This window comes from Streptomyces sp. NPDC097107, assembly GCF_044762405.1.
GTDB classification, from domain to species: domain Bacteria; phylum Actinomycetota; class Actinomycetes; order Streptomycetales; family Streptomycetaceae; genus Streptomyces; species Streptomyces thinghirensis.
On sequence record NZ_JBIWEF010000008.1, the window covers coordinates 43,698 to 55,266 of the forward strand.

Annotated in this window: 13 protein-coding genes; all 13 read right to left on the reverse strand. The window is 69.8% G+C overall.

From position 1 onward, the window contains the following. Positions 1-116: 116 nt before the first annotated feature. The 13 genes from ACIQ1J_RS20015 to ACIQ1J_RS20075 all read right to left on the reverse strand — a co-directional run bounded on the left by ACIQ1J_RS20015 (position 117) and on the right by ACIQ1J_RS20075 (position 11,334). Complete coding sequence (locus tag ACIQ1J_RS20015; RefSeq protein WP_403558324.1) at positions 117-932, reverse strand: F0F1 ATP synthase subunit delta; 816 nt, start codon at positions 930-932, stop codon at positions 117-119. Continuing rightward, positions 929-1,483, reverse strand: a complete 555-nt coding sequence (locus tag ACIQ1J_RS20020; RefSeq protein ID WP_121749216.1) for a F0F1 ATP synthase subunit B — start codon at positions 1,481-1,483, stop codon at positions 929-931. The genes ACIQ1J_RS20015 and ACIQ1J_RS20020 overlap by 4 nt, the downstream gene beginning before the upstream one ends. Positions 1,484-1,523: 40 nt before the next feature. Next, complete coding sequence (atpE, locus tag ACIQ1J_RS20025; protein WP_009321656.1) at positions 1,524-1,754, reverse strand: ATP synthase F0 subunit C; 231 nt, start codon at positions 1,752-1,754, stop codon at positions 1,524-1,526. Positions 1,755-1,833: 79 nt separating this feature from the next. Beyond that, a complete protein-coding gene (gene atpB / locus ACIQ1J_RS20030; RefSeq protein ID WP_403558327.1) occupies positions 1,834-2,676 on the reverse strand; it encodes a F0F1 ATP synthase subunit A in 843 nt (280 codons plus the stop codon). Positions 2,677-2,886: 210 nt separating this feature from the next. Next, on the reverse strand, positions 2,887-3,321 hold the full coding sequence (locus ACIQ1J_RS20035; protein WP_121749215.1) for a hypothetical protein: 435 nt from the start codon (positions 3,319-3,321) through the stop codon (positions 2,887-2,889). Positions 3,322-3,608: 287 nt separating this feature from the next. Continuing rightward, on the reverse strand, positions 3,609-4,916 hold the full coding sequence (locus tag ACIQ1J_RS20040; protein ID WP_403558330.1) for an MraY family glycosyltransferase: 1,308 nt from the start codon (positions 4,914-4,916) through the stop codon (positions 3,609-3,611). Positions 4,917-5,046: 130 nt separating this feature from the next. Continuing rightward, positions 5,047-6,303, reverse strand: a complete 1,257-nt coding sequence (glyA, locus tag ACIQ1J_RS20045; RefSeq protein ID WP_403558332.1) for a serine hydroxymethyltransferase — start codon at positions 6,301-6,303, stop codon at positions 5,047-5,049. An 81-nt stretch (positions 6,304-6,384) separates the two neighbouring features. Continuing rightward, positions 6,385-7,065, reverse strand: a complete 681-nt coding sequence (locus ACIQ1J_RS20050) for a protein-tyrosine-phosphatase (protein WP_210960457.1) — start codon at positions 7,063-7,065, stop codon at positions 6,385-6,387. Then, entirely contained in the window at positions 7,062-7,709 is a 648-nt protein-coding gene (locus ACIQ1J_RS20055) for an L-threonylcarbamoyladenylate synthase (protein WP_053137111.1), read from the reverse strand. Before ACIQ1J_RS20055 ends, ACIQ1J_RS20050 begins: the two co-directional genes overlap by 4 nt. A gap of 50 nt (positions 7,710-7,759) precedes the next feature. Further along, entirely contained in the window at positions 7,760-8,605 is an 846-nt protein-coding gene (gene prmC / locus ACIQ1J_RS20060; protein WP_121749211.1) for a peptide chain release factor N(5)-glutamine methyltransferase, read from the reverse strand. A 46-nt stretch (positions 8,606-8,651) separates the two neighbouring features. Continuing rightward, complete coding sequence (prfA, locus tag ACIQ1J_RS20065) at positions 8,652-9,728, reverse strand: peptide chain release factor 1 (RefSeq protein ID WP_210960458.1); 1,077 nt, start codon at positions 9,726-9,728, stop codon at positions 8,652-8,654. Between the two features lie 108 nt (positions 9,729-9,836). Further along, on the reverse strand, positions 9,837-10,061 hold the full coding sequence (gene rpmE / locus ACIQ1J_RS20070) for a 50S ribosomal protein L31 (RefSeq protein ID WP_064729851.1): 225 nt from the start codon (positions 10,059-10,061) through the stop codon (positions 9,837-9,839). 124 nt (positions 10,062-10,185) lie between these two features. Further along, positions 10,186-11,334: an LCP family protein gene (locus ACIQ1J_RS20075; protein ID WP_403558336.1), complete on the reverse strand. Its 1,149-nt coding sequence runs from the start codon at positions 11,332-11,334 to the stop codon at positions 10,186-10,188. Positions 11,335-11,569 lie beyond the last annotated feature (235 nt).

An 11,569-nucleotide genomic window follows, 5' to 3' on the forward strand; every position in this document is an offset into this window, starting at 1 on the left:
CTTGGGGGGTATTCCACGAGTCGGGGACTCCCCCCAAAAAGAGGTGAATCCTCTGCACGGCCCAACCAGGGCCGTCGTAAGTACGTACTGCTTGCTGTGCTGTTGTCTCGGGGCCGTCAGCTCGCCATCCGGCGGCCGGCGTCCTCCAGGCGGTCCGCGATGGAGCCGTTGATGACCTCGTCACCGACCTGCACCCGGATCCCGCCGAGGACCTCGGGGTCCACGTCGAGGTTGAGGTGCATCGGGCGGCCGTAGACCTTCGCGAGGGCCGCGCCGAGGCGCTGCTTCTGCGTGTCGCTCAGCGGCACCGCCGAGGTGACGACGGCGACCATCCGGTCCCGCCGGTCGGCGGCGAGCCTGGACAGGGATTCGAGTCCCGACTCCAGGCTACGTCCCCGCGGCACGGTGACAAGGCGCGTCACCAGACGCTCGGTGGTCACGACCGCCCGGCCGCCGAGCAGGCTGCGCAGCAGCTCACCCTTGGCCGAGGTGGTGGCCGAGCGGTTGGTCAGCGCGGCGCGCAGCTCGGTGTTCGAGGAGACGATCCGGCCGAACCGGAACAGCTCGTCCTCGACGTCGTCGAGCCGGCCCGCCTTCTGCGCGGCGGTGAGGTCGGCGGTGTTCGCCAGCTCCTCCAGCGCGTCCACCAGGTCGCGCGACTGCGACCAGCGGGAGCGCACCATGCCGGCCACCAGGTCGGCGGCGGGACCGCTGACCTGGGTGCCGAGGAGGCGCTGGGCGAGCTCGGCCTTGGCCTCGCCGGCCTGCGCCGGGTCGGTGAGGACCCGACGCAGCGACACCTCGCGGTGGAGCAGCGCGGTGACTGCGGCCAGCTCGTCGGCGAGCGAGCCGGCGTCCACGGACGTGGAGTCCGTCAGCGCGTCGAGACGCTCACGTGCGGCGGCTAGGGCCTCGCGGCTCGCTCCGTTCATCGGGTCGCCTCTGCCTTCGTCGCCTTGTCGTCCAGCTCGTCCAGGAAGCGGTCGATGACGCGGCTCTGCCGGGCGTGGTCCTCGAGGGACTCACCGACGAGCTTGCCGGCCAGCTGAGTGGCCAGCTGTCCGACGTCCTGGCGCAGCGCGGACGCGGCGGCCTTGCGGTCGGCCTGGATCTGGGCGTGACCGGCGGCGATGATCTCCTCACGCTGCCGCTGGCCTTCCGCGCGCATCTCGGCGATGAGCGTGGCGCCCTGCTCCTGCGCCTCCTGACGCAGGCGCGCGGCCTCGTGCCGGGCCTCGGCGAGCTGGGCCTTGTACTGCTCAAGGACGCTCTGGGCCTCGGTCTGCGCGGCCTCGGCCTTCTCGATACCGCCCTCGATGGCCTCGCGACGCTCTTCCAGAACCTTGTTGATGTTCGGGAGCAGCTTCTTGGCGAGGAAGCCGAAGACGATGACGAAGGCGATCAGGCCGATGACAAGCTCGGGGATCGGCGGAATGAGAGGGTTCTCACCCTCTGATGCCGCGATCGTGAGCAGCTGGCTCATGGGGGTGCCTTTCGTCTAGTCGGCTGGTCTGTGTCAGCGATCAGTAGCCGTAGACGAACGGCATGACCAGACCGATCAGGGCGAGCGCCTCACAGAAGGCGAAGCCGAGGATCTGGTTGGCACGGATCAGGCCGGCAGCCTCGGGCTGACGGGCCAGGGCCTGGGTGCCGTTACCGAAGATGATGCCGACGCCGACGCCGGGGCCGATCGCGGCGAGACCGTAACCGATGGAACCGAGGGAACCTTCGACGGCAGCAAGGGTCTGGGACATGCCAGTTCTTCCTTTTCCTTTACGGACCGGTGGGGGTTGGCCACCGGACGACTTGGTTGAGGGCGGGTTGAGGGCCGGCTCAGTGGTGCTCGGCCAGCGCGCCCTGGATGTAGGTGCACGTGAGCAGGACGAACACGTACGCCTGCAGGGCCTGGATGAAAAGCTCGAACGCGGTCATCACGATGACCATCACGAACGAGACGCCCGCGTAGGCGATACCGACGCCGTTCAGCAGGTACCAGCTGGCGATCGTGAACAGGAGCAGCAGGGTGTGCCCGGCGAACATGTTCGCGAACAGTCGCACGGCGTGGGTGAACGGCCGGATCAGCAGGTTCGAGAAGAGCTCGATCAGCATGGCCAGCGGAAGCACCGCGCCGAGCGACTTGTCGTAGCCGGTGACGTTCTTCCAGAAGCCGACGAAGCCGTGCCGCTTGAAGGTGAGCGAGACCCACAGAACGTAGACGACCAGGGCCAGGACCATCGGGTAGGCGATGATCGAGGTGACCGGGAACTGGGCGACCGGAATGATCGACCAGAGGTTCATCATCCATACGAAGAAGAACAGCGAGACCACGAGAGGGACGTACTTCTCGCCCTCCTTCTTGCCGATGGTCTCGTAGACGACACCGCGCCGGATGAAGTCGTACCCCGCCTCGGCCGTCATCTGGAGCTTGCCCGGGACCACCTTCGGCTTGCGGAAGGCAGCCCAGAAGAAGCCGACGATGATGATCGAGCCGAGCAGCGCCAGCAGCATCGTCTTGTTGAAGTACAGGTTGCTGTCCCCATCGCCCAGAAGGGGCTGGAACAGGAACGAGTGCAGGCCCGGGGAGACCTCGGCGAAGCCGCAGCCGTCAAAGATGTGACAGTTGGTGTCGAAGGCGAGCACCTGTGTCGGGTCAGCACTCACCGCGGGCTCCTTCATCGTGGCGCATGGGTACGGCAACCTCGTTGTGTCGGCGCGGCGCGGGGCCGCAGTTCGGCACGGGACTGGTGTTACGGGTGTGGGGGCGGCTGTGGGGCATCTCGCCTCGCGATTGAGCAGGCGTCAGCTGGGATGCCCGCGCCCGCGATGCCGCAGTTGGCACCGGACGATAGCAGGACTTCACATGCCTCTTTATCCCGGCCCTACCCCTCACGACGAGTGGCCCGTCTTTTCGGGCTTTTCGCCCGAAGATTCGGGTTCGACGTAGAGAATTTTGGACTTCATGTGGGCGCGCGTCTGGGCGGCGATCCAGGCGAGGGTGCCGGCGACCAGGGTGAGCGCGAAGGCCCGGGAGTTGAACAGCGTCGTGTTCTTGAACGCGGCGACGAAAATGAACAGCAGAAGAATCTGTGCCGCATAGAGCATCAGGCCCATGGCCTGGAAGAGGTGCGGAAGCGATTTGGCGGTGCGCTGCAGGATGTAGAGACCGAGCCCCATGAAGAGGATCACCACGAGCGTCCCCACCACGGCACCGATCGCCCCCTTGCCACCGGCGACCACGGCGCTGACGACGGCGGCTACAGCGCCGACGGCAGCCGTGGGCACGGCAGCCTGAAGCAGGATCCGGACGTCATTGGACGGCATGGCGGCAACTCCGCTTTCACACACAGGGGGCAGGTGTCGTCATGGACGAGCGTAATCCCGGGCCGAACGGAGTCCTCACGCCCAAGAGACCGTCGCACTGCGGTCCTTCGGCTCTACCCGGGTTCTCGTGAACCGTATCACAAACTATTTGATGAGGTCTTTACCTGCCGGTGTGCTTACTGTCACACATGAGAGTGACAGTGCGCGCCTGAGCGATTACTGCACCTACTTGTCTGGTAATGGGGTGCTTCGTTCCCCCACGAGTTGGCAATGCTCTAGTCAGATTCTTACCTTGCGCGCGAACGGGGGCCGACGGCGGTTGCCCCGTTGACGCCCGAGACACCCGCGGCGACCGGGACGCGCTCATCCGTCCCGTCCGTCTCGTCCGCCACCACGGCGGGCTCGGACTCGACGGCCGCCGGGGCCCCGCGGCGGCGGTAGCGGGGCGGAACGAAGCGCTCTGCCCAGCGCGGGGCGCGGGGTGTGAAGCGCGGCAGCAGGAGCAGGACCAGGCCGATCGCGCTGAGGAAGACGACGCTCAGCACGATCCACATGGAAGCGGCGTTCACGGAGTACGCGAGCGCGCCGAACGCGATCAGCGCCGAGAAGAAGTACATGATCAGCACCGCGCGGCTGTGCGAGTGCCCGATCTCCAGCAGCCGGTGGTGCAGGTGCCCGCGGTCCGCGGCGAACGGCGACTGGCCGCGCCAGGTGCGCCGGACGATCGCCAGGATCAGGTCGGCGGCCGGGATGGCGATGATGGTCAGCGGCATCAGCAGCGGGATGTAGACGGGCACCATCTGGTGCACGGTGTTGCGCTCGGACCCCGAGAACAGCCGCATCGCGTCCGGGTCCACCTGCCCCGTCACCGAGATCGCGCCCGCCGCCAGCACCAGGCCGATCAGCATCGACCCCGAGTCGCCCATGAAGATCCGGGCGGGGTGCATGTTGTGCGGCAGGAAGCCCAGGCACATGCCCATGAGGATGGCCGCGAACAGCGAGGCGGGCGCCGCCGCCTCGATGCCGTACGAGTACCAGATCCGGTAGGCGTACATGAAGAACGCCGCCGCCGCGATGCACACCATGCCGGCCGCGAGACCGTCGAGGCCGTCCACGAAGTTGACCGCGTTGATGGTGATGACGACGAGCGCCACCGTCAGCAGGGTGCCCTGCCACTGGGTCAGCGCCACGTTGCCGACGCCCGGGAGGGGAATCCACAGGATCGTCAGACCCTGCACCACCATCACGCCGGCGGCGATCATCTGCCCGCCCAGCTTGATCAGGGCATCGATCTCGAACTTGTCGTCCAGGACGCCGATCAGCCAGATCACGGCCGCCCCGGAGAGCAGGGCCCGCGGCTCGTTCGAGGTCTCGAAGACCTCACTGAGATTGGTGAGGTGGTCGGCGACCAGCAGGCCCGCGCAGAGTCCGAAGAACATCGCGATCCCGCCGAGGCGCGGAGTGGGCTCCCGGTGCACGTCACGTGCCCGGATCTCCGGCATCGCCCCCGCCACGATCGCGAACTTACGTACCGGCCCTGTCAGCAGATACGTCACCGCGGCCGTGACGCAGAGCGTCAGCAGGTATTCACGCACGGGCTTCCCCACAGGTCTCGCTGGCCATTCCCGGCCCACCACCCTAGCGATGCGCGCATGTGGTTGGGGACTTCCGGGTAGCGACGATGGTTGCACGTGTGGCGGTGCACGCGTGTGCGCCTACCCCGCCTCAGTCCGGATACGGTGGAAATCCCGTGACCAGATCCCGTACGTCGTCCCGCGCCGCGGCGGCGTCCGTGCCACCCCGGAGCACCTCCGCGAGCAGGGTGGCCACCGCCCGCATCTCCCGCTCCCCCATGCCCTGCGTGGTGAGGGCCGCCGTGCCCAGGCGCAGGCCGCGGGCGTCGTCGTGCGGCAGCGCACAGCAGTCCAGGACGATTCCGGCCGCCGCGAGCCGGCCCCGCGCGGTTCTCCCGTCGACGCCCAGCGGGGCGGGGTCGGCGGTGATCAGGTGGGTGTCGGTGCCGCCGGTGGTGACGACCAGTCCCTCGGCGGCCAGGTGGGCCGCGAGGGTGCGGGCGTTGGCGATCACCTGATGGGCGTACGCGGCGAAGGCCGGGGTTGCCGCCTCGCCGAACGCGACCGCCTTGGCCGCGATGGTGTGCATCTGCGCGCCGCCCTGGGTGAACGGGAACACGGCCCGGTCGACCCGCTCGGCCAGTTCGCTCCCGCACAGGATCATGCCGCCGCGCGGCCCGCGCAGCACCTTGTGCGTGGTGGCGCAGACGACGTCGGCGTACGGCACCGGGCTGGGCGCCGCTCCCCCGGCGACCAGACCGATCGGGTGGGCGGCGTCCGCGACGAGGTAGGCGCCCACCTCGTCGGCGATGTCGCGGAAGGTCGCGTAGTCGGGGTGGCGGGGATAGGCGATCGAGCCGCACACGATCGCCTTGGGGCGGTGGGCGCGGGCCAGGGTGCGCACCTGGTCGTAGTCGATCAGGCCGGTCTCCGCGTCCACGCCGTAGCCGACGAAGTCGAACCAGCGGCCGGAGAAGTTCGCCGGTGAGCCGTGCGTGAGGTGGCCGCCGTACGGCAGGCCGAGGGCGAGGACGGTGTCGCCGGGGCGCAGCAGCGCGGCGTAGGCGGCCAGCACGGCGGAGGAGCCGGAGTGGGACTGCACGTTGGCGTGCTCGGCGCCGAAGAGGTCCTGGGCGCGCTCGACGGCGAGCCGCTCGGCGACGTCGACGATCTCGCAGCCGCCGTGGTGCCGGGCGCCCGGGTAGCCCTCGGCGTACTTGTTGGCCAGCGGGGAGCCGAGGGCGGCCAGCACGGCGGGGGACGTGAAGTTCTCGGCGGCGATCAGCTGGAGGGTCGTCGACTGCCGGCGGCTTTCGGCGCGCAGGATCTCGGCCAGCTGGGGGTCCTGGCGCAGCAGGACCCCCAGCGTGCTGTCATCGGCCTCAAGGATGTCGTGGGTGACCGACATGATGCGCTCCGGGCGTGCGTCGACGGTGACGTACGACCAATGTAGGCCCGGCGCCGGCGGTGCGCTCGGCCGTCGCGCCCCTCACGTCCTCGTGGGTACCCCCGTGAGCGCCGTCACCACGGGATCCAGCGCCTGGTGTATCTCGTCCCCGATCGACCGGAAGAAGGGCAGCGGCGCCCCGTACGGGTCGTACACCTCGTCCGCCTCCGCCGTCGGCGCCAGCAGCCACCCGCGTAGAGCCGCCGCGGCACGCACCAGGGCACGCGCACGCGCGACCACGCCCTCGTCCAGGGAGGGCAGTGTGGCCGGGTCGATGGCGTTCACCAGGCGGGTGAACTCCTTGAGGGTGAAGGTGCGCAGCCCCGCCGAGTGCCCCATGGAGATGACCTGGGCGCGGTGGTCCCGCGTCGCCGTCAGCACCAGGTCCGCGCGGATCACGTGCTCGTCCAGCAGCTCACGCCCGGTGAAGCCGGCCGCGTCCGCGCCGAAGTCCGCGAGGACCGTCTCCGCGTTGGTCTCCATGGGCGCGCCCTCGTGGCCCCAGGTGCCCGCGCTCTCCACGATGAGGCCGCCGCCCAGCACGCCGAGCCGCTCCGTCACGAAATGCCGGGTCAGCCGCTCGGTGATGGGCGAGCGGCAGACGTTGCCGGTGCTGACGTGGAGGATGCGGAAGCTGTCGCGCGGAAGGCCGACGAACGTCGTCGTGATCTCCGCGGCGCGTTCCCCGTTGCCTATGCCACGCCCCGTCCCAGGGGCCGTCAATTCGCCACCTCGAGGTCGGGTACCACCTTGCGCAGCTCCTCGGCCGACAGCGCGCCCGCGCGCAGCAGCACCGGCACCTCGCGGGTGACGTCGACGATGGACGACGGGACGTTGCCGGGGGTGGGGCCGCCGTCGAGGTAGACGGAGACGGAGTCGCCGAGCATCTGCTGGGCGGCGTCGCAGTCCTCCGGCGCCGGGTGGCCGGTGAGGTTGGCGGAGGAGACGGCCATGGGGCCGACCTCGGTGAGCAGCTCGATGGCGACGGGGTGCAGCGGCATGCGGACGGCGACCGTGCCGCGGGTGTCGCCGAGGTCCCACTGGAGGGACGGCTGGTGCTTGGCGACCAGCGTCAGCGCGCCCGGCCAGAAGGCGTCGACCAGCTCCCAGGCCAGCTCGGAGAAGTCGGTGACCAGGCCGTGCAGGGTGTTCGGCGAGCCGATGAGGACGGGGGTGGGCATGTTGCGGCCCCGGCCCTTGGCGTCCAGCAGGTCGGCGACGGCCTCCCCGGTGAACGCGTCGGCGCCGATGCCGTACACGGTGTCCGTCGGCAGCACCACGAGCTCGCCACGGCGGACGGCGGACGCGGCCTCGCGCAGACCGGTCACACGGTCGGTCGCGTCGTTGGTGTCGTATCGCCGTGCCATCTAGCGGGCCTCCTCGTACACGTACTGCGGGGTTGAAGTCGGGGCGGTGCTCACGGCAGCGCCTTGCGGGCCGTCGCGAAGCGGGGGCGGTTGTTGAGGTCGGGGTGGTCGGCCGCGTCGGCCCAGCCCCGCTCCTCGGTGAAGATCCACGGCACCTGGCCGCCCTGGGTGTCGGCGTGCTCGACGACGACGACCCCGCCGGGGCGCAGCAGGCGGTGCGCGGTGCGTTCCAGGCCGCGGATCAGGTCGAGGCCGTCCTCGCCGGAGAACAGGGCCAGCTGGGGATCGTGGTCGCGGGCCTCGGGAGCGACGTACTCCCACTCGGTGAGCGGGATGTACGGCGGGTTGGAGACGACCAGGTCGACCTGGCCGTCGAGGTCCGGGAACGCCGTCAGGGCGTCGCCCTGGCGCAGCTCGACCCTGGACCCCTCCATGTTCTTCCGCGTCCACACCAGGGCGTCCTCGGACAGCTCCACGGCGTACACGCGCGAGCGCGGCACCTCCTGGGCGAGCGCGAGCGCGATGGCGCCCGAGCCGGTGCACAGGTCGACGATGCAGGGCTCGACGACGTCCATGGCGCGCACGGCGTCTATGGCCCAGCCGACGACCGACTCGGTCTCGGGGCGGGGCACGAAGACGCCGGGGCCGACCTGGAGCTCCAGGTAGCGGAAGTAGGCGCGGCCGGTGATGTGCTGGAGCGGCTCGCGCGCCTCACGGCGGGCGACGACCTCCCAGTACCGGGCGTCGAAGTCCGCGTCCGGCACGGTGTGCAGCTCGCCCCGCTTGACGCCGTGCAGATACGCGGCGAGTTCCTCCGCGTCGGTGCGCGGCGAGGGCACGCCGGCGTCGGCCAGCCGCTGGGTGGCCTGGGCCACCTCCATGAGCAGCAGGTTCACGCTGGTCCTCCGGGGCTGAGCTGTGGTCCGGTGCGGGTGGTGGCGTTTAGGCGGCGGCGAGCTTGGCCGCCGAGTCGGCGTCGACGCAGGCCTGGATCACCGGGTCGAGGTCGCCGTCCAGGACCTGGTCCAGGTTGTACGCCTTGAAGCCGACGCGGTGGTCCGAGATGCGGTTCTCCGGGAAGTTGTACGTACGGATCTTCTCGGAGCGGTCGACGGTGCGGACCTGGCTGCGCCGGGCGTCCGCGGCCTCCTTCTCCGCCTCCTCCTGCGCCGCCGCGAGCAGCCTGGAGCGCAGGATACGCATCGCCTGCTCCTTGTTCTGCAACTGGCTCTTCTCGTTCTGGCAGGAGGCGACGACTCCGGTGGGAATGTGCGTGATGCGCACGGCGGAGTCGGTGGTGTTGACGGACTGGCCGCCGGGGCCGGAGGACCGGTAGACGTCGATGCGCAGGTCGTTGGGGTTGATCTCGACGTCGATCTCCTCGGCCTCGGGCGTGACGAGCACGCCGGCCGCGGAGGTGTGGATACGGCCCTGGGACTCGGTCGCGGGCACCCGCTGCACGCGGTGCACCCCGCCCTCGTACTTCAGCCGCGCCCAGACGCCCTGTCCCGGCTCGGTGGCGCCCTGGCCGCCCTTGGTCTTCACGGCGACCTGGACGTCCTTGTAGCCGCCCAGTTCGGACTCGGTGGAGTCGATGATCTCGGTCTTCCAGCCGACCCGCTCGGCGTAGCGCAGGTACATGCGCAGCAGGTCACCGGCGAAGAGCGCCGACTCGTCGCCGCCCGCGCCCGCCTTGACCTCCAGGATGACGTCCTTGTCGTCGCTGGGGTCGCGCGGGACGAGCAGCAGGCGGAGCTTCTCGGTGAGCTCGTCGCGCTGCTTGTCCAGTTCCTTGACCTCGGCGGCGAAGTCCGGGTCGTCGGCGGCCAGCTCGCGCGCGGTCTCCATGTCGTCGCCCGTCTGCTTCCAGGAGCGGAACGTGGCGACGATCGGGGTGAGCTCGGCGTAACGCTTGTTCAGCTTGCGCGCGTTGGCCTGGTCGGAGTGGACCGACGGGTCGGCGAGCTTCTTCTCCAGGTCGGCGTGCTCGGCGACGAGTTCCTCGACGGCCTCGAACATCTTGGGCTCCTGCTACTGCTTGGGAAGGGGAAGGCGGGCGACCAAAAACGCCGGTCCCGGCGCTCCCCCGGCTGGGGGCGCGGCCGTGGACCGGCGGTTGGGGGCTCGCTACTTCTTGGAGCCGGCGGAAGCCTTGCCGAAGCGGGCCTCGAAGCGGGCCACGCGGCCACCGGTGTCGAGGATCTTCTGCTTGCCCGTGTAGAACGGGTGGCACTCGGAGCAGACCTCGGCCCGGACGGTGCCGGACTCGATGGTGCTGCGGGTGGTGAACGACGCGCCACAGGTGCAGCTGACCTGCGTCTCGACGTACTCGGGGTGGATGTCGCGCTTCAAGGTGTCTCCTAGTGTTCCGGGAGGGCGCCGGGTCGCTGCCGCGGGATGCGGGAGCGTGAACCGGAGCCGACGTACCAGTCTGCCAGGACTGGGGTCCACTCCCAAAACCGGGGGCCGCCGCCATCTATTCCGCGGCGTTCACGACACCCTTGGCCCCGCCGGTCGCCGTTCCCTCGGTGGCGTTCTCCGGGATCGGCTCGTCGCTCTTCAGAGCCTTCCAGACCTGGTCCGCCTTGGCCTCCTCCAGCAGGACCCGGTTCGGGTCCGCGGGGTCGTAGACGACCGGCATGGTGACCATGTTCATGCTGTCCGGGCCGATGCCCTTGAGACCGCTCGCGAAGGACATCAGGGAGTTCACCGAGCCCAGGTCGGAGTCGGTGGTGACGGTCTTGGTGGCGGTGTCGGCGACGTCGTACAGCTTCTTGGGGTTGCCGAGCAGTCCGATGTCCTTGACTCGGTCGGCCAGGGCCTTGACGAAGGCCTGCTGGAGCTGGATACGGCCGAGGTCGGAGCCGTCGCCGACGCCGTGCCGGGTGCGGACCAGGCCGAGGGCCTGCTCACCGTCGAGCGTGTGGGCGCCGGCCGGCAGGTCGAGGTGGCTGTCGGGGTCCTTGATCGCCTCGGTGGTGGTGATGTCGACGCCGCCGAGGTTGTCGATGAGCTTCTGGAAGCCGCTGAAGTCGACTTCCAGGTAGTGGTCCATGCGCAGCCCGCTGATCGACTCCACGGTCTTCACGGCGCAGGCGGCGCCACCGGTGGAGTAGGCGGAGTTGAACATGACGTCGTGGGCGGCGGGGTGCTCGCCGCCGTCGGTGTCGGTGCACTCGGGGCGGTCGATGAGGGTGTCGCGCGGGATGGAGACCACGCTGGCCTTCTTGTGTCCCTTGTGGACGTGCACGACCATCGCCGTGTCGGAGCGGGCGGTGCCGTCGTCGGCGCCGCCGCCGAGCTTCTCGTTGCCGCCGGAGCGGGTGTCCGAGCCCAGGACGAGGATGTTCTGGGAGCCGTTGTCGGCCTTCTCCGGCCGGTCGGTGCCGAGGGCCTGGTCGATGTCGAGGCTCGTGAGGTTGCCGTTGAGCTTGAAGAACAGGACCCCGGCTCCGGTGCCGCCCAGGACGACGATGCCCGCGGCGCTCCAGGCCGCGACGAGGAGTGCCTTGCGCCGCTTGGCGCGGGGCCTGCGGCGGCGGCCCTTGCCCCGGCGGCGGGAGTCGGCGGTGCGGGACTCCCCGGGGCCGGGTATCGCGGGATCCGGCGTGCTCTCGGCGGACATGTGCTCCTCGGGTGTTCGTCCGGTCGGTTACCCCCTGCGCTCAGGGTCGGGTCGGTGGGCTCCGGCGGTTTCCACCGGTACCTCACCATCGTCCCTCCGTAGCTGAGACGGCGGAACTCGGGACAGGGTTGCACAACGGTCTGTGGCGGCCGGGTGGGGAAATGGTCACGGACCGTACTCGGTATGGCCACACTCGCGGGGCTGACCTGGGGATCCGCGGGCACTCCTGCGGGTA